The following is a 19,176-nucleotide window of genomic DNA, read 5'->3' as shown; positions in this document are numbered from 1 at the left end:
CCGCGACCGCAGGTAACAGTGCCGCTTCATCGGCCTCTTTCTGCACGCTAACGCCGTGGTGCTTATTGATCACCACAAAGTGTTGGTTTTGGTCGACAATTGAAAACATAACGAAGGGATTTACCGGTTGGTCATTGAGGAGAGGCATCATAACGACTTCCTCCTCAGCCCGCTAGAGCAATCATAAAAGTGCCTGTCCCGTTAGTTCTCTACGCCGTGGTGCTTATTGATCACCACAAAGTGTTGGTTTTGGTCGACAATTGAAAACATAACGAAGGGATTTACCGGTTGGTCATTGAGGAGAGGCATCATAACGACTTCCTCCTCAGCCCGCTAGAGCAATCATAAAAGTGCCTGTCCCGTTAGTTCTCGTAAAAGTGCCTGTCCCGTTCGTAAAAGTGCCTGTCCCGTTAGTTCTCGTTAGCTTAAAGTGTCTGTCCCCGATAGCCGCCCCGATAGCCGCCCTGGCTAAAAGTGCCTGTCCCTGGTAGCTAACCCTGGCTAAAAGTGCCTGTCCCTGGTAGCTAACCGATCGTGACAGGCACTGTAGATAAAGGGCCTAGGCACTGCTTCTCGCTCTTCTCCGTACTCCCTTTTCCAAATCATACGTAGACTAGACAAGCATCAATGGCACCATTGGCTTAGGTCGGAAAAGCGCCAGCACGATGTAAGCCTCGTTCCTCGATATAACTGNTTGGCACCGATAGTGGCAGGCGCCCGTTGGCATGGTGCAGTATTGTTGACATTATGCTGTGACTTGTGTCACCTACGCCAATGGGATCATCAAGCCTCAATGTAGATAAAGTTCCTAGGGCCTAGGATCCTAGGACCTAGGTACTGCTTCTCGTTCTTCTCCATATTCACGATCCCGAATACCGATGACGGAATACAGAGTACAGAAAAAGCAATAGCCCCAATGCGAGCACGAGGCGGCTCGATCTAGTCTCTCGTCTCTAGAAGCGAAGCGTCTCGGCTCTCTTCATTCTCCGGCTGATCACTCAAACCCGGTACCGCCTGGCAAAATGTGCACTCTTCATTATCCACCGAGGCACCGCCTGCCTCCACATAACGAATCCGGTGACTACCTTTGTCCCGATTGGCAGATACGGCAAACCGCCGTTGCTCACGCTCAGGTATCGTCTTTTTTGTGTCATGATCGGCCATAATTGGTCTCCTTAAAATACCGGGAAGCGCTTCGTTAAAATCGAGCGTAGGTCGGAAAAGCGCCAGCACGATGTAAGCCTCGTTCCTCGATATAACTGGCGCGCCTCCGACATTGGTGATTAAAATTGGCACCGATAGTGACAGGCGCCCGTTGGCATGGTGCATTGTTGTTGACATGGTACCGGGGCTTGTGTCACCTACGCCAATGGCACCACCAAAAGTCCCGATAAATGACTAACTAGCTAATCCAGAAGTCTTTCAGGTGCGTCCATGTCCTCGTGCAACACACGAACAACGAGCACATCCGATTCAAGTACTTGATAGAAAACAGCGTGATGCTCGACCTGCAATCTTCGATACCCAGAAAAAACATGGACATAGTTCGCGCCGAGTGATGGATGATTAATCAGCTGTTTCATCCCTTCCTCAAGGTGATCCAGATATTTATCTGCCTGATCAGCACCCCATTTTTCGCAGGTATATACCCAAATTCCAATGAGATCGGATTCGGCCTTCGGCGTGACGCTCAGCTTAAGCACTAATCAACCGCCTTCATCCGTTGACGGCCAGTTGCCTTGATAGCTGATATATCGAGTGCCTTAGGTTCCCCGCTTGATTCACCCTCAGCGAGAGCCTGCCTCAGCACGGCAATACGTTCTTGAGCCTGCTGATCTCGACGGATGAGGTAACGGATATACTCACTGTCATTGCCAAACTGACCGCTTTCAATCTGGCTTTTCACCCAACAGTCTTGTTGTTCAGTCAGCGTAATGGTTTTCCGATGCATGCTCATATCTGGCCATCCTAAGATATCTCGGGTATGACAATATCATACCACCCGACTGCGCCGAATCAATTACTGCTTCTTATCGACGCGCGTCTTGAGACACATGTTCATTAATCATGCACTCGATTTGCCGCATGACAAGAAACAGCCGCGATCTAAAATCACGATACACTTGGTGTTCACAATTATCTCGCAATGTTATCTCAGCATAGGTACCGAATTCTGCAAGCGAGGTTAATCCCAAAAGGGCGACTGTCCCGGTTTGTTTATGCACCCACTCGGCCCGTTCAAGCGCAGCGACCGGCTTATCTAGCTCAGCCACCAAACTTTTTACTGTCGCGTTTAATATCTCCTCTAGAACGTCAGCCTTGCCAAATGCCGTTTTCAGTGCCTCGATATCTAAGCCGTTATTATCGACGACTCCCCAGCGCCGAAATAAATCACGGAGTTCCTGAAAAGGGATAGGCTTACTTAAAAAGTCATTCATCCCCGCTTCTAAACAACGCGCGCGTTGAGCAGGCAACACGTCCGCTGTCATCGCGATAATCGGAATATCACGATAAATAACAGGTTGAGCGCGAGTATGTTCAGTAAATTGGTATCCATCCATATAAGGCATATGACAATCGCAAAGGACAAATACATAATCCTTTTGGGTCAAAAAACTTAATGCATCATTGCCATTGTCGGCAATATCAAACAACACACCCAGTTGATTGAGTTGGTGGGCCACCAGCGTCTGATTCACGTCGTTATCTTCCACGACTAAAATACGCACAGGAAGAACCGCCTCATACACTGATTGCGCCCCCGTGTCTTCTTCTAATCCTAATAGCTCATAACAGACCAGCCGAACACTTCGGTTCATAATGGGTTGTGAGTTTAATAACCATCTATTTTTATATCGACGTACTCCGACCATGCCAGAGAGCGGCGCCAATTGAACATCCGCCTTTTCATCATCATCGTCACTGAATCGAAAGACTGACGTCTTATCACTGATCTCAACCCCCAAGGATAAAAGATGCGTAGTCAAACTGGCATTGAGGATAGGATCGCTAACAGCGACATTTACCTGTAAGCCATTAAGATAAGGATCAGGTTTTCGCCTTGCACTGATCACTAACGGCACCGTAAATCCCACCCAGCTTCCCTGACCCTTCTCGCTTTCAACAATCATTTCTCCCGCCATCAGTTCGATCAGTTGCCGACTAATTGTTAGTCCGAGACCTGTCCCACCAAAGCGACGAGTGGTTGAGGTTTCGGCTTGYGAAAAAGGATGAAAAATCCGCTCGAGTTCTTCTTGGCTCATTCCAACGCCACTGTCTTGCGCACCAATTTTTAATACCTGTTTATCGTCGTCTTCGTGTACCACTTCCAATGTGATTAACACGCGTCCCTTATGCGTGAATTTTACCGCATTACTAACAATATTAATCAGAACCTGCCGCAAACGGTATTCGTCGCCGACATAAACAGCCGCTAGATTAGGTTCAATATGCAACTCTACGGATAGATTTTTCTTTCTCGCCTCATGACCACTCACTAATAAAACATTATCAATCAACTCACGTAACACAAAGGGACGCAATTCAATCGTCAGTTTTCCTGCTTCAAGCTTTGAATAATCTAGCACTTCAGAAACGATATTATATAACATAGATGCCGACGAGGATGTCACTGCCAACATTTGCTTTTGCTCAAAATTAAGTGGCGTCATTGCTATTTGATCCAGCATACCAAGAATGCCGTGAATGGGAGTGCGAATCTCATGGCTCATCGTTGCCAGAAAATTAGCTTTGATTTCCGTCTCTTCCTCCGCTTTTTTTCTTGATGTTATCAGCGCAGCTTCAATATCATTTTTATCCTTCATTAATCGTTTAAATCGCAGCGCGATACCTCCCAAAAAAACAACGGTAAAAATAATAACCAACACTAACCACAGGTCTATTTCCTTCGCGTCGGCGTTATGTTGATAATCCGCCGCAAAAGAAACCGCACTTATAAGCCAAATAAAAATGACACCCATCCGCATAGAAACCCCTACTCTCATGTTGGCCACCGTAGACAAAGTGCGGTACATAGGTCGCATCAATGACAGAGACCCCTAATTTTTATCCAGAAAACCATTCTAATCTCGATAAAAATAGTCAGGCAGCGGCGTAATAGCCAGTTTCAAGGCACAAAAATCACGCTACCATAAATATTTTTATTGCTAAAAGGGCGATGACTTCCCAAAGAGCGATGGCTTATCAAAAGTGCGAATGCGCCTTCCATACAACCTCCTCAGTCTTATTCACTTCAGTGATTCATGCTCGGTTTTTTTCAGACAATTATGCTAAAATTAGAGCATATGGCATTTTTTAGGATGGTAGTAAAATGAAAATTTTGATAGCCGATGATCATCCAATCGTACTGTCTGGTGTAAAAGCATTAATACAAAGTCAAGATACCAGCTTTGATATCGTTGCCGAGGCAACAAGTGTCGACGACATATTTAAAAAACTAGCAAAGAAAACGATCGATACGTTAATTACCGATTACAGCATGCCAAACACGGATCAAGTTGATGGTATGGCGATGCTCAAAAGAGTAAAACGCGACTACCCAACTATTAAGCTAATTGTCTTGACCCAACTTACCAACTCCGCACTACTCCATTCATTGGTATCACTAGGTGTCGACGGTATATTGCTTAAAAAAGATATCCTATCTGATATTCATCATGTTCTCGCAGAGGTAAAAAAAGGCAAGCGTTATATCTCCCCTAGTGTTAGTGATTTAATTTTAAGTCAACAACCCAGCGTGTCTCCTCCGTCACCCAAAGAGATGGAAGTGTTGCGATTATTCAGTACCGGAATGAGTGTGACAAAAATAGCGGCTTACACTAACCGGAGTGTAAAAACTATTAGCACACAAAAAAAGCAGGCAATGACAAAGTTAGGGCTCGACAATGACTCTGCAATTTATGAATATATAAAAAGTCTCGACTAAATAAAAACACTCGCACTCGGCCACCTAGCGTATTGCTGCATAGTGACACGTAAGGGCCGTATTACTCACCTATCAATTGAAACACATCAAACAACGCGCCCTTATCATCGATCACCGTTAGCATCACCATGTTATCGCTTAACGGTGATTCCAAACGCACGGTTTGGGTTTGCCCAGGCGCAATGGTGCGATTAAAACGTGTGTAAACCTGCCCATCTAGTTCAATCTTTGCCAGATTAAGATGAATCGCAGCGGCATTTTTTATCGCTAAGTAATCAATGCCCGCCTTCTTTTGTTTATCGACTTGGACTGAGTTTTGGATCGCTTGCTGCGATAACGTCATATCCGGTTGACGATAAAAGATCTTATACTGGGTTTGCATGGTGAGTGCCAGTTTATCAACCTGTGTTTCGGAACCCGTTAAGCTAGGCGGCAGCTCATGAATATTCAGCCAATACAAACGCTCCGTCTCAACAGGCTGATTGTCGATATTAATCAGTTGGATCACTTGAGACGCACCCGGCGCCAATTTAAACAGCGCTGGTTTCGTGATTAAAGGGGCTTCAGCGGTTTGGGGCACATTGCTTAAATCACCATCATCGACCCAAGATTGCACCACCACGCTGTAGCGATTGGTATTGGTGACATGGATTGACTGCGACGCAGCTGACGCATCAAATACCACTCGTGTGCCTTCTTCTAACGCAACGCCCGAAAAAACACAGGTGCTGAAAATAAGGCTCGCGAAGATTGTTAAAAGTCCAAACATCTAATTAAACCTCATGACCACGCGCGCAGTCGACGAATACTGACCCGGTGTAATTGCTATCCCGTTCCCTACCTGACCTAAAGAGGCTTCAAAGGACATGATGTAACGGTTCTCTCCTAATTGAGTGCCGCTCGGTACCATTTGCGCTGGATTGGCTCCCCGATCGAAATAGCGATTCGGATCGGCAAAGCGAAGCTGCGTGCCAGACTCATCATAAAGCGTGACCGCCACCCCTTTCGCCGTCGTCTCTGCGTGATAGTTTTCACTAAGCAAATACGGCGTGGCCACACCCGCTTCTACCAAAGATAAATCTTGCGCCGTCGCAAAAGCCTCCGGGCTTGTCAGAAAAAACATACTGATTTCGCCTGGCCCCACACCACGTTCTGCGCCCTGCTCGCATTGATAAGACACCGAAAATTGGCCACGCCGCACACTGCCTTGACTAAGCTCCATCACACTAATGATCGGAAACGTCACTGTCGGGGTGACAAAGTTAACCAAACAGGTTTTTCCTCGGTGCATCGTCACACTTTTATACAAACCAATCGTCGCCGGCCAATCGCCATACCATCCTGGAAAGTGCGTTCGATGATTTCGTCCCGGCTCGGGACCAGCCAAGCTATTTAAATTGTCAAGTGGCATACGTGTGGCCAAATAGCCGAGTGGCTGAGTGTTAGCAAACGAAGCATGGCTATCGTTATAACCACTCTCATCCGGGATCCGAATCAGTTCAATCTTTACATTACTAAAGTCTTTGGCTTTAACCAGAATGTTGCCGTTACCATCACGATCGAGCCCAGTTAATGGCCGCGCTTTCCAAAAAGGCGAAAAATACTCCCCGGTTGCCAAGTTTGTTAAGCGAAACCCCAAACCCTTCACATAAGTGGAATACACGTGCTCCATACCAAAAGCAGTGCCGACTTCCATATCATCACGACCACCATACTTGTAGTCACCATTAGTGGAATACATTTCAAAAATACGTCCGGCGGCAGCGGCCGGACACTTAAACAGCACCTGATTAGACGAAAAATCGCCAGATTCAGCAAAGTCCAAAAAGTTTTTCACCGCTGTGCCTAACACGGTTCCAACTGGCTGAAATTGCAAACTGGCAATATTGACATCCGGCATCGCCATATTGGCATAGTTCAGATCCAATGCACCTTTCCATGTGTTGGTCGTCCCATATTCAGGCTGCACACTCTCTGCCCGCCCTGGTTTGTTTTTATAGCTAGAGGGCGAATGACTAATTTTGTAGCAGTGGTCAATCGGTTCATACGAAGCCATCGCCTCGCTGGCCAACACCCAGGCACAGATCAACAAGCCAATAAGGATGCGCATTTTCATTCCCCCTCCTGACACGCTACCGAGACGGTGACAAAGTCTTGATTCGCTTTGCGCGGCTTGGCGGTCAAATCATAAGCAATCACACACCGCTGGCTGTCTTGTTGTCCCCACTCAATGGTTAACTTACCGGTGAGTGTTGCCACGCGCACATAGGCCAAGCCATTTTGCGACACCATCCCAATCGATCGGCCTTGTACATCAACAATGTCTGCTCCCAATGGAGGACGCTTATCTCCCTGAATTTGAAGCAACACTGCTTTGCCCATGGTCGTCGGTACCTCATAGTGCACACTGGCACCGGCGGTGGGCACCACCCGAAACTGGGTTTCTTGTAGCTCAATATCTGGATTAATGACCGTCGAAGGATCAAGCGACACTTGGTTATATTTATAAGGTGCCAAATGATTAGCAATGCCATAACCGTTATCCTCAATCACACCGCCCCGAGCGTGACGTATTGTCGCGCCTTCCGCTCCATCGGCTTTGATCAGCGCAAAGGTCTCGCCAAGGCTTTCGGTGACATTCATGCCGCCTTGATGAATCACCAATCCACCGCGTGCGCTCACACCCCACTGCGAGTAATCATCACTTCGACTTAAGGTCGCTCCATACGCCCCTTTGGGAGACAGATGATTGACATTCATAGATACCATCGATAACTGATCGTCATTGCGCGAGTAATTTACCCCATAGGAGGTTTGATCCCAGCCGGCCAGTTGACCAGAGACCCCCGCTTGATAACGCGTATCCTCCTCCGACGTCTGAACACTAAAGTTCGCCAATGTTGACGACTGACGACCGCCCAGAGGCAGACTCATCCCCAAACTAAACACGTCATCCGCCGTGCTATTGTCCCGCTCAAAACTACGTAAATAGCCGATATTGACCGTTGCTCGTCCGATCTGGGTGGAGTAACTTAGCTGCGCTTGTGTGGTTGAGTCTTGATCCCCGCGATAAACAGTGTGCGACCCAGAAAAATTCAATCGCCCACGCCCTGGCATAGATTGATCCACATTCAAACTAAAAAAATCACGCTCCGCCTGAAAAGAAGGCGCAGCATCACGTGCATCCTGTGCCTGCCAGCGCGCAAAATCACTCAAAGAACGATATCCATGACTCGAATAACGATAACTGGCTAACGTCACTGTGGTATCCGTCTGCTCAAAATCCACCGAATAGTCKATGCCAGCACGCCATCCCTCATCCGTGTGGTTACCCATTGACGCGGCAGATAAACTCGATCGCAAACCAAACGCCCCCACGGAGGTTCCAAGTACGGCACCAAAGGTGGTACCAAGGTAATCTTCCGCTACCCGTAAACCAACATGCGAGGTTAAACGGTTGGTCAACCCACGCTCATACACCCCTTGGGCAAAATACGGCTCATCAACCACATCGGTGAGCCTTAGCTTACCGGCTGCTAAACCATATCGTGACTGTCCCGGACGCATCGAGCCTGGCACCGCCTGAAAAGGCACCGTAAATCGTTTAACCTGACCGTCCGCCTCTTCAACCACCACATCAAAGTCACCGCGGTAGAAAGGCGAAGTGATCTCTCTAATCTCAAACGGCCCGGCTGGCACCGTTTGTTGATGAATCTCGCGGCCTTGTTGAGACACAGTCACCGTCGCGACTGTGTTAGCCATCCCGACAATAACCGGCGCATAACCGCGGCGAGACATCGGCAGCATGCGAGGATCAGAATGTAATTCCGCGCCATCAAAGCTGACACCGTCAAACAAACTATCGGACGTATAAATCTGCCCAAAGGTAAGCTCACTTTCCCACGGTGCTATCGCGGTTGTCACATAGGTACGCCCATGGCGCAACTGCCGTTGCGTGCGATTACCCGCATTATTATAACTGTAATTAAACTGGCTTCTTACCCGCCAACGATCGACATTCACCCCGGTACGAACGCCAACAAACAGGCTATCATTGTCGCCCCCTCCCGCATCCGTTGACATGTGTGAACGATAGTAGTTGGTATCATAGTTGGTAAAAAACACCGCTTCACCGTCATCCCATTGCGCCGGGGCAATATAACCATTGGGTTGTTGTTGCGTATAGGCTTGGGGCACCGTCACTTTCAATGCCAGCTTGGATTGGTTTAACTGAAAGCGATAACCATCCGCTTGCCAACACTGGGTGATCTCATCAACGCGTGTATGCGCGGCTAACACGCCCATCGTTTGCCACGTTTCACGCGATAAACAAGGCACCACATCCTCACCACGACGCACTAGCTCAACCAGTTGCCGACGAAAAAACCGCGCATTCAGATACACATCTAAACTGTATTCCCCCGCTTCGAACTGGGATTGACTCAGCACATTTTGCAAAATGCCATCCATTGCTCCCTCTTGCGGGTAGCCCAACAGTAAGGATTCATCAAACTCAAAGGCATCCTGATCGACACTTGCCACGTCTTCGTCATTGGCATGGGCCCAGTTGTTAGCCATGAGATAAACAAACACCAGCGCCCCTCGTATCAAGCACGCACGGGTCCCTCGACTCAGCTCACCATACTTTCTAGTTCTCATGATGCGAGCGTGTCGACAGCGGAATAGTGCCCGAAACCTGCGCGCCGTAGTCATTGATCGCCACATAATGCAACTCACTCTGTTTTTCACGCGCATCAGCCGGAGCCGACGACACATCCGCGGCAGTATAATCCACCACCGCCTTACTCCGTGGCGCAATCATGACCGCTTCCGACGTATAGCGTTGATTATCAACTGTGATCGCGGTATACGAGAGGTTAACGAAGTAGCCCGCATTATTAGTCAGTGTTATCGACGCCAGGGCACCGTTTTCATGATAACGCGGTGTTGCCTTAAGCCCACTCACCGCAGCAGACGGCGTGCCTATGATGGTATCTGGGCGATAAAACACCTTGACGCGATTGCGCAATACAATCGCCAGCTTATTCTGTCGGTTGCCGTTGTCGATATTGGGCGGGATCACTAAAAAATTAAGAAAAAAGATACTTTCTTTATCTTGTGCAAGCGGCTCACCGGTGTACATTAACCGCGCTGACTGACTGGTGTTCGCGTTCACTTTAAAGATAGGTGGCATGATCACAAACGGCGCATCCGCCGTCTTAGGTGTCGACTGCTCATCACCGGCATCAATCCACAACTGAACAATATTCGGATGCGGATCCGTGTTGGTAAATTCAATGGTATGCGCATCATTATTCGCGGGATAAATCACACGCGTATTTTTTAATACCACAGACGCGGACGCGTGCATCAAAGGCCACATGGCACCAAGACAAGCCAACACGATGAGGATCTTTTTTGTACTCGCTATTTTCATCATTCACCTCACAGCTAAGCCGTTATCTTGCCGAGCGAGCCACAACCGCTCACCATACCGATGATCGTGTCTTAAAATCCTAGACTATAATCTTTATAGATTGCCAAACGCCTGCTGCTAGCGACAACCAAGGAGACACACCATGAAAACACCACTTATAATCGGCGTAGTCGCCCTGCTCAATACCTTCAGCACCTACAGCCTTGCCGAAGAGACAGCTGGGCAAGGCATCCTTGTCTTTGGAGGGAGCGTGGTTGAAAGCACCTGCGATCTGCACAATCATCAGCTTCGATGCGACGTGCCAGCCAATGCCACTAACATCAAGGTAACGGCTGATGATCCCACCTCTCGAAATACATCGCCATCAACCACGCGCCAATCTTTACGCACAAGCCCTATTACCAAGCTTGAATATCAACAACTAAACAATAACCGGTATGTACTGGTCAGCTATTTATAGCTATCAAAATGATAGCTATCGAAACCATCCAGTAGACCATTGATCAGTTATACGTAATGGCATACTGAACGGAAGCAAACACTTCACCTGCGGTTGCCCCGCCCTCTTCGCTAATATACTGCACGCCGTATTCAGTCTTGGCCGAAGTCGTGCCCTCAGCCAGCACTAGACCCTCGAGCGCAGCTTCCGAGGTTAAATCCACAGGCTGTAGCGAATTATCCAGCAGTTGCAATGCCACATTGGTTGCATCGCCCGTGTTGCCCAAGTTACCGGCGCCTGTCACGTTATTGCCCACAAATTTGGTTGTGATCTGCGTATCCGCTCCTGGTGCGGTGCACCCAGTAACCCCCACGGTAAACATTTTCTGACCTGCTGTATCTCCTGCATTGGCCAGCTCAGCGGCAGCAACCGATGACAAAAGCACGACCGGATTAGCGGTATTATCGTTTACCGTTACAGAGCAGGTTTGGTCTGTGACTTCACCCTTAAAGGTAATGGTATTATTGGCATGGACAGCCGTTGATGTGACTAACAAGGCACCGATAAGCCCCATCACCCGTGCTGTTGAAATGACTTGCTTTTGCATGTTTATATCCTCATAAAAAACTTATTAGCGCGTCTTGTATGACACGCCAAACACCTTGAATTGCGAGGATATAATCTTATTAGTGACCATCCCCGTAAGCAGTGAGAGGATTAGAACATGGACAGAAAACCATCGGTATAGGACGATTCCTATTTGGTAGGGTAAGAAATCTGATTAAGCGGTAAATGGAAATAGCGTATCGTTCCAGCCCCGATCTTTTCCGAAATAAAAACCAGGCGTAGGTCGGCATAAGCGCCAGCACAATGTGAGTCATGAATACCCGAGCCAGCTGCGCGCCCGTTGCACGGCGCCTCCGACATTAAAGCCAAAGTTGGCGCCGGTGTTAAAATTGGCGCTGATCGTGACAGGCGCTGTAGATAAAGTTCCTAGGTCCTAGGCACTGCTTTTCGCTCTTCCCCGTATTCAATATCCCGAATCAAGGTTGGACAAACACCAATGGCACCATTGGCGTAGGTCGGCATAAGCGCCAGCACAATGTGAGTCATGAATACCCAAGCCAGCTGCGCGCCATCCGACATTGATGATTARAATTGGCACCGATAGTGACAGGYGCTGTAGACAAAGGGCCTAGGACCTAGGCACTGCTTCCCGTCCTTCTCCGTATTCAATATCCCAAATCAAGGTTGGACAAACACCAATGGCACCATTGGCGTAGGTCGGCATAAGCGCCAGCACAATGTGAGTCATGAATACCCAAGCCGGCTGCGCGCCCGTTGCACGGCGCCATCGGACATTAAAGCCAAATATTACCCCCGCTCGTGACAGACACTGTAGATAAAGGGCCTAGGACCTAGGCACTGCTTCCCGACCTTCCCCATATTCAATATCCCAAATCAAGGTTGGACAAACACCAATGGCACCATTGGCGTAGGTCGGCATAAGCGCCAGCACAATGTGAGTCATGAATACCCGAGCCAGCTGCGCGCCCGTTGCACGGCGCCATCGGACATTAAAGCCAAATATTACCCCGCTCGTGACAGACACCCAGGCGGCATAGTGCATTGTTGTTAAAATAATACAGGGATTTGTGTGATGGACGCCAATACGATCCAGAGCTAAAGTGCCTGTCCCCATAAACCCCTTTAATAATGACTACTTCTGGTAGAAATGTTTATACCACGCCACAAATTGCGCAACGCCCTCTTTCACACCTACCTTGGGTTGGTAGCCTGTCGCGGCGAACAAGTCTTGGGTATCGGCATAGGTTTGGTAAACATCACCCGGCTGCATGCCGCGGAAGTTTTTCTTCGCCTCAATACCCAGCTCAGATTCAATCGCCTGAATAAAGTCCATTAAATTAATCGGGCTACCATGGCCAATGTTATACACCGCATAAGGGGCGGAGCTTGACGCCGGCGAGCCGCCCTCCACCGTCCAATCATCATCGCGCGCGGGTACCACATCCGCAATCCGTACCACGCCTTCAACAATGTCATCCACGTAGGTAAAGTCACGCCACATATCGCCGTGGTTATTAATGTCGATGGTTTCTCCATCAAGGATTTTCTTGGTGAAGATAAACGGCGCCATATCTGGACGGCCCCAAGGACCATACACAGTGAAAAAGCGTAGACCTGTGGTCGGAATATTATACAAATGCGAGTAGGAGTGAGCCATCAACTCATTGGATTTTTTGGTTGCCGCATAAAGCGATACCGGATGATCTACCGAGTGGCTTGTCTCAAACGGCACCTTAGCATTTAAGCCATATACCGAGCTTGACGAGGCATAGACCAAGTGCTCAACCTGATGATGCCGACACCCTTCGAGAATATTCAAGTGCCCAACCAGGTTAGAATCGGCATAGGCATGCGGGTTTTCCAACGAATAACGTACCCCCGCTTGTGCAGCTAGGTGAATAACACGATTGAATTTGTGCGCGGCAAATAAGTTAGCCACTGCATCACGATCGGCAATGTCTAGCGTAACAAACGTAAAGCCCGCTTGAGGAATAGTATCTAACCGTGCCTGCTTGAGTGATACATCGTAATAATCATTGAGATTATCGACGCCAACCACCTGATACCCCTGCGCTAAAAGCTTTTGTGCTACGGCACTACCAATAAACCCAGCCACACCGGTAACTAATATTTTCATTGTTGTTCCTTTATTTTTCATGCCGATGCACTGATACGTGCAACCACTCAGTGCCGAGATTATCTTACAGCGCATTCGCATAGTGCAAGGACTTGGGAAACGGAATACAAAAAACCTAGTGCCTGTCCCCGCTCTTCTACCAATGGCACCACCGAAATAAAAACCAGGCGTAGGTCGGACAAGCGCCAGTGCAATGTGAAAATATTAATTCAATGTAAACCGCGCGCCTCCGACATCTAGGTCAAAGTTGACATCGATCATAACAGGGGCAGTGCAACTGGCGCCCGTTGCACGGCGCCATCCGACATTGATGGTAAACAGTGGCTCTTTCCCTAGGACCTAGGCACTGCTTCCCGCCCTTCTCCGTATTCAATATCCCGAATCAAGGTTGGACAAACACCAATGGCACCATTGGCGTAGGTCGGCATAAGCGCCAGCACAATGTGAGTCATGAATACCCAAGCCGGCCGCGCGCCCGTTGCACGGCGCCATCGGACATTAAAGCCAAATATTACCCCCGCTCGTCGCCCGTTGCACGGCGCCATCGGACATTGATGGTAAACAGTGGCTCTTTCCCTAGGACCTAGGCACTGCTTTTCGCTCTTTCCCGTACTCCGTACTCCGTATTCAGACTAAAGTGCCTGTCCCGCCAACTGCCAACTGACCTAAAGTGCCTGTCCCGCCAACTCCGCCCCGCCAACTGACCCAACTGAAAGTGCCTGTCCCGCCAACTGACCTCCGCCAACTGACCGGCCAGGGTAATTGACGCTCTATACAATAACCTATTGAACTCGGTATGATACAACGCGCAATCGAGCTTGTGAGAAGAGAGGATATGAAAAAAATATTGGTAATTCGCAATGATAAGATTGGCGACTTTATGCTCGCTTGGCCAAGTTTTGCGATGTTAAAAACGGCGATGCCAAATTGCCATATAACAGCATTAGTGCCACGTTATACAGAGGAGCTGGCCAAACTCTGTCCATGGATTGATGAAGTGTTGATTGATCCAACGAAAAATGGCTCTCCTGAGCAAAAAAAACAGTGTTTACAAGCGATAAAAGCCCATCAGTTTGATGCCTCGATTAATCTTTTCTCAACCACTTACAACGCGCTTTTAGTGTGGAAAGCAGGAATACCCTATCGCCTCGCGCCTGCAACAAAGTTAGCGCAGATTTTTTATAATAAACGGCTTAAGCAACAGCGTTCTCAATCCGCGAAACCTGAGTATCAATACAATCTCGATTTGATTCGGACTTTTTTGCAGGACATTGGCCAACCGATCATTGAACCTCAAGCGCCGTATTTACAATTTGAGCCAGCATTGCTCGCCAAGCAGAAGCAGAAACTCTCTGAGCAGTTGAGCTTGAACATTAATCAGCCGTGGTTATTTGTTCATGCGGGCAGCGGGGGTTCAGCGAATAACCTTTCTCTTGCGCAATATGCTCAGCTACTGTGCGGCATTCAAGGAGACAAAGAGGTAGTTCTGACGGCTGGACCAGGAGAAGAGGCGAAAGCGGCGGCGTTGAAAGCCTTGCTTGAGCAAGAGGGAATCCACCCAGCTCTTTACGATAAAAATGATGGACTGGTGGATTTTACGCGCTCGATTGCCTGTGCAGATCTATTTATTGCAGGGTCGACAGGGCCGTTGCATCTTGCCGCTACTTTGGATGTGCCCACGGTTGGTTTTTATCCCGCCAAACGCTCATCAACCCCATTACGTTGGCAGCCTTTAAATTCATCAGGCCGTCATATCGCGTTTACTCCACCACCATCAGAACCAAAACAGGCTCAAGCGGACATGAGCCGAATCGATATTGCTCAGGTGCTTGTCGAGCTTAATCCTTGGATGGTTCAGTTTGGGTTCTAACCCATAAATCAGCGTATTTAACAAAGGTTGAATGCGCTGATAGCAGTGAAAGTAAGAAACCTTGTTTTCCGTCTAAAAAGCCAGCTTTAATAACATACATTTTAAGAAAACAGCCCAGTGCATGCAAAATACCTTGGCTGATGCTGCTTTTTTTACCGCGCTTTTCCCGTTGCTCCGCCCATGCTTTCGCATAGCCAGCAGACTTAACCAAGTAATGATGAATATCAGTATAGGTGTAATGAATCGCATCACCTTGCAAGGACTTTACTTCCATGCCCGGCTGAATAATGACCTTTTCATGCACAAGTGATTCATCATAGCGCGTCAATGCGGTGGGATACAGACGGACAACACGATCAGGATACCAGCCGCAGTGACGAATGTATCGCCCAAAAACCCAGCTTAAACGGCAAATACTGTAGAGTACCTGTTTTTCATTGGCTTGCACCGCTTGTTGAATAGAGCGCTTTAGCTTTGGAGTAATGCGTTCATCGGCATCCAGCCACAATACGTAATCGGCGGCCACATATTGCTGAGCTAGGCGTCGCTGAGGACCAWAACCTTGCCAATCACAATTAACAAAAAATTTATCGGTAAAACGGCGAGCGATCTGTTCCGTGTTATCGGTACTGCCTGAATCAAGGATCACAATTTCATCGACCCAATCAACAACGGTCTCTAAGCACGCTTGTAAGTGCTGATCTTCATTCTTTACAATCAGCGCCACCGCGAGTGTTGGCATTGAATCTGCCATGCTAGTTATCCCCAAAAATAAGTTGATGCGTTTATGTGATTCACAAGCTATGTCCCATACTTAAGCGTTTACATTTGATCGTATTCTTTATATCACGCCACCACATTACCCATAAACCGCGCCACACCGGTAACTAACACTTTCATCATTAATCCTTTGTTATTAATCCACATCATGAGATGCGCGCCGAGCTAAGATTATCTTACAGTACACTCACTTAGTGCAAGCGACAGGGCCGCCAAAAATCGTGCATCCATCAAACACGTATGTATAATGCAAACGCATTTCTGCAACATGCCATTCATAAAAACTAGAAGACAGAGGAAAGGATCTTGCTGCTTACTTCTCGCCAACGGCTCACCAGCTTATTGTGTTTGATTTACTTCACCACCTTGCTTATCACGCCCGACTCGTACAAATATGGCGCGATTTTATTGGCGGTCACCGCTCTGATAATGTTGCCGAGTACGTGGCAGGCGCTAAAAACACGCCCCGCCATACTGATTAGTGGCTCATTGGTGCTCTACTTTGTGGTCACACTCGCCTTTGCCCTACCGGGAGAGCATTATGAGCAACTGGATATGCCCAGTCGTGTTTTGCTCGCCATCATGATTTTTGCATTGCTCTTGACGTATCCGCCTGAGCTTAAATTCGTTTTTTACGGCTGCGCGATTGGCGCCGCTTTGGTAGGAGTTATTGCACTGTATCAGCATTATATGCTCGATATTCGCGCGCTTTCGACCGGCGGTTTTATGTCGATCCAAGTGGCAGGCATGGCCGCAAGCCTGAGTGTGTTTAGCATTTTCGCCTATATCTATAGCTGTAAGCGAGCATTACCTACCTTAAAGKCCATCGCCTTTCTAGGCATCACCCTTGGCTTTATCGCCACGCTACTTAGTGGCGGCCGTGGCTCATGGGTGATTACGCCCTTTATCGCCTTGTGGGCGCTGGTTTATTATCGCAAGGTTTTCTCGCGCCGCGATTATGTCGCCATGGGAGCCAGTATTGCCCTCATTATAGCCACCGCCCTCGTGCCTGCGTTAAACCGCGCTGGCTTGGTCTTATCGGATTTAGCGAGGTACCAGCAAGCCACCGAGATAACAGCCCCCCCGGTAACTGCCCATCAATCGAAAGAATCGGCAGTCACTGTTTCCCCCAAAGACAAAAGCCAATCATCACAGGCGGATACAACACCATCATCGCAAACATCCCCAGTAGCAGCGACTACACCGTCTACACCGCGTGTTGGCAGCTCTTCAGGAGTTAGACTTGAGTTATGGAAAACGGCGTTACACTTGTTTACCAACAACGTCATCACAGGAACAGGCTATACCGACTTTACTGACAAAAAACAGGCATTAGTTGACAAACACCAAGTTGACTCAATCGTAATGCGCTTTAGTCGTGCCCACAACCAGTTGTTAGAAGAACTACAAGTCAAAGGATTGATTGGCGGGTTAACCTTGATTGTGCTAATGGCCGCTCCTTGGTTAGCAACCAAAAAAAACAACACAGACGACACGCCAGACAAACATTTTGCCACCATGATGCTGCGCAGCCATCTTATCCTGATTGCTGGCTATATGCTGACGCAACATTACCTTAACCACCACTCCGGCATTCTGTTTTTCTCTCTTGGGGTGGTGATATTCGCGAGCATAGCGTTGAGGGCAGAAGCTAGAGACTAGAGACTAGAGGCTAGAGACTAGAGGCTAGAGGCTAGAAAGATCCTAGGGTCCTAGGTCCCTGGGGACGGAATACGGAAAAAGCGTATCGTGCCTGGCCTTACTCTTCTCCGTATTCTGTAAGCGCAGCGCTCCGTATTCAAGATCCCGAATCAAGGTCGGACAAACACCAATGCCACCATTGGCGTAGGTCGGCATAAGCGCCAGCACAATGTGAGTCATGAATACCCAAGCCGGCCGCGCGCCATCCGACATTGATGGTAAACAGTGGCTCTTTCCCTAGGTCCTAGGAACTGCTTCCCGCTCTTCCCCGTATTCAAGATCTCGAATCAAGATCGGACAAACACCAATGGCACCATTGGCGTAGGTCGGCATAAGCGCCTTCTCGATCGTGCAAGCTTGGTGCGATTAACGCCGCGCGCCATCCGACATTAGTGGTTAAAATTCTCAAGGATCGTGACAGGCGCTGTAGATAAAGTTCCTAGGGCCTAGGATCCTGGGAACTACTCCCCGCCCTTCTCCGTATTCAATATCCCGAATCGAGGTTGGACAAACACCAATGGCACCATTGGCGTAGGTCGGCATAAGCGCCAGCACAATGTGAGTCATGAATACCCAAGCCGGCCGCGCGCCCGTTGCACGGCGCCATCGGACATTAAAGCCAAATATTGACTTCGATCGTGACAGGCGCTGTAGATAAAGTTCCTAGGGCCTAGGCCCTGCTTTTCGCTCTTCCCCGTATTAAAAGCGCCGATGCAAGCACGAGGCGGCTCTATCTAGTCTCTAGTCTCTAGTCTCTAGTCTCTAGTCTCTAGAAGCGCAGCGTCTCGTCTCTTTCCGTCTCTTTCCCCTGCTCTTCCGCACATTTAAGATGAAAAATCTGTGATGTCATCTGTATTTATTTTACTTCTCGTCTCTTAGCTATTAGAGTTTATAGGTGTCTGCGTTTGCAGACGTTTTTGTATTAATGCAAAAAATTATGGAGAGACGAATGAAAAAAATCGCAACAGGCTTAGTTGCTATGCTATTCGCCGCAAGCGCAATGGCCGCAACTGAAACCGCACCAGGTGCGGGCGCGWGCGGTGGCGGTGCCGGCGCGGGTGCTGGTGCCGGCGCAGGTACGAGTGCTGGCGCAGCAGGTGCTGCGGGTGCGGGTGCTGCCGCAACAGGTGGTATCGCAGCAGGCACCATTGCTGCTGGCGTCGCGGCTGCCGCGGCTGTCGGCGTAGCGGTTGCTGCGGCTAACAACGATGACAACAACACGTCAACGACAGCTCCCGCTGAGCAATAAGCTGATACATAATCCAATGGCTGCAAGCTT

16 protein-coding genes are annotated in these 19,176 nt (G+C 48.7%); 5 read left to right on the top strand and 11 right to left on the bottom strand.

All coding sequences use genetic code 11. The annotated features are described in order from the left end of the window. Positions 1–939: 939 nt before the first annotated feature. The 4 genes from BZG13_RS12880 to BZG13_RS12865 form a co-directional block, all read right to left on the bottom strand. Positions 940–1,164: a hypothetical protein gene (locus BZG13_RS12880; RefSeq protein ID WP_077486910.1), complete on the bottom strand. Its 225-nt coding sequence runs from the start codon at positions 1,162–1,164 to the stop codon at positions 940–942. Between the two features lie 242 nt (positions 1,165–1,406). After that, the gene (locus tag BZG13_RS12875) at positions 1,407–1,703 is read right to left on the bottom strand and encodes a type II toxin-antitoxin system RelE/ParE family toxin (protein ID WP_077486909.1); all 297 of its coding nucleotides are present in this window, start codon (positions 1,701–1,703) and stop codon (positions 1,407–1,409) included. Further along, positions 1,703–1,957: a type II toxin-antitoxin system ParD family antitoxin gene (locus BZG13_RS12870; protein ID WP_077486908.1), complete on the bottom strand. Its 255-nt coding sequence runs from the start codon at positions 1,955–1,957 to the stop codon at positions 1,703–1,705. Before BZG13_RS12870 ends, BZG13_RS12875 begins: the two co-directional genes overlap by 1 nt. Positions 1,958–2,030: 73 nt before the next feature. After that, positions 2,031–4,004, bottom strand: a complete 1,974-nt coding sequence (locus BZG13_RS12865; RefSeq protein ID WP_158074902.1) for an ATP-binding protein — start codon at positions 4,002–4,004, stop codon at positions 2,031–2,033. 326 nt (positions 4,005–4,330) lie between these two features. Here BZG13_RS12865 and BZG13_RS12860 point away from each other — a divergent pair, with 326 nt between their 5' ends. Next, positions 4,331–4,945: a response regulator gene (locus tag BZG13_RS12860; RefSeq protein ID WP_077486906.1), complete on the top strand. Its 615-nt coding sequence runs from the start codon at positions 4,331–4,333 to the stop codon at positions 4,943–4,945. Between the two features lie 61 nt (positions 4,946–5,006). On the opposite strand, the gene BZG13_RS12855 is transcribed toward BZG13_RS12860, so the two are convergent. The 4 genes from BZG13_RS12855 to BZG13_RS12840 are packed head-to-tail and all read right to left on the bottom strand — an operon-like array spanning position 5,007 to position 10,385. After that, positions 5,007–5,714 carry a fimbrial biogenesis chaperone gene (locus BZG13_RS12855; RefSeq protein WP_077486905.1) on the bottom strand — a complete coding sequence of 236 codons (708 nt, stop codon included), beginning with the start codon at positions 5,712–5,714 and terminating at the stop codon, positions 5,007–5,009. Further along, positions 5,715–7,061, bottom strand: a complete 1,347-nt coding sequence (locus BZG13_RS12850; RefSeq protein ID WP_077486904.1) for a fimbrial protein — start codon at positions 7,059–7,061, stop codon at positions 5,715–5,717. It abuts the gene before it with no gap. Next, a complete protein-coding gene (locus tag BZG13_RS12845; protein WP_158074901.1) occupies positions 7,058–9,538 on the bottom strand; it encodes a fimbria/pilus outer membrane usher protein in 2,481 nt (826 codons plus the stop codon). Before BZG13_RS12845 ends, BZG13_RS12850 begins: the two co-directional genes overlap by 4 nt. Before the next feature lie 55 nt (positions 9,539–9,593). Continuing rightward, a complete protein-coding gene (locus BZG13_RS12840; protein WP_077486902.1) occupies positions 9,594–10,385 on the bottom strand; it encodes a fimbrial biogenesis chaperone in 792 nt (263 codons plus the stop codon). Positions 10,386–10,524: 139 nt separating this feature from the next. Here BZG13_RS12840 and BZG13_RS12835 point away from each other — a divergent pair, with 139 nt between their 5' ends. Further along, the gene (locus BZG13_RS12835; RefSeq protein ID WP_077486901.1) at positions 10,525–10,842 is read left to right on the top strand and encodes a hypothetical protein; all 318 of its coding nucleotides are present in this window, start codon (positions 10,525–10,527) and stop codon (positions 10,840–10,842) included. A 43-nt stretch (positions 10,843–10,885) separates the two neighbouring features. Here the strand turns inward: BZG13_RS12835 and BZG13_RS12830 are convergent, their stop codons facing one another. Together BZG13_RS12830 and BZG13_RS12820 are read right to left on the bottom strand one after the other, a co-directional pair. Continuing rightward, on the bottom strand, positions 10,886–11,428 hold the full coding sequence (locus tag BZG13_RS12830; protein ID WP_077486900.1) for a fimbrial protein: 543 nt from the start codon (positions 11,426–11,428) through the stop codon (positions 10,886–10,888). 1,113 nt (positions 11,429–12,541) lie between these two features. Further along, positions 12,542–13,546 (bottom strand): NAD-dependent epimerase, encoded by a 1,005-nt coding sequence (locus BZG13_RS12820; RefSeq protein ID WP_077486898.1) that lies wholly within the window; start codon positions 13,544–13,546, stop codon positions 12,542–12,544. Positions 13,547–14,381: 835 nt separating this feature from the next. Between BZG13_RS12820 and BZG13_RS12815 the strand changes: the two genes are divergently transcribed. Continuing rightward, on the top strand, positions 14,382–15,416 hold the full coding sequence (locus BZG13_RS12815; protein ID WP_077486897.1) for a glycosyltransferase family 9 protein: 1,035 nt from the start codon (positions 14,382–14,384) through the stop codon (positions 15,414–15,416). Here BZG13_RS12815 and BZG13_RS12810 read toward each other — a convergent pair. Further along, positions 15,385–16,170 (bottom strand): glycosyltransferase family 2 protein, encoded by a 786-nt coding sequence (locus BZG13_RS12810; RefSeq protein ID WP_077486896.1) that lies wholly within the window; start codon positions 16,168–16,170, stop codon positions 15,385–15,387. The genes BZG13_RS12815 and BZG13_RS12810 overlap by 32 nt on opposite strands. A 332-nt stretch (positions 16,171–16,502) precedes the next feature. On the opposite strand from BZG13_RS12810, the gene BZG13_RS12805 reads away from it, so the two are divergent. After that, positions 16,503–17,858 (top strand): O-antigen ligase family protein, encoded by a 1,356-nt coding sequence (locus BZG13_RS12805; RefSeq protein WP_077486895.1) that lies wholly within the window; start codon positions 16,503–16,505, stop codon positions 17,856–17,858. Between the two features lie 988 nt (positions 17,859–18,846). Next, complete coding sequence (locus BZG13_RS15375) at positions 18,847–19,146, top strand: hypothetical protein (RefSeq protein ID WP_077486893.1); 300 nt, start codon at positions 18,847–18,849, stop codon at positions 19,144–19,146. The last annotated feature ends 30 nt before the right edge of the window (positions 19,147–19,176 follow it).

Source organism: Salinivibrio sp. ML323, assembly GCF_001995745.1.
GTDB lineage: Bacteria > Pseudomonadota > Gammaproteobacteria > Enterobacterales > Vibrionaceae > Salinivibrio > Salinivibrio kushneri.
Note: the sequence above shows the minus strand (reverse complement) of the source record. Positions and strands in the feature narration are given on the sequence as shown.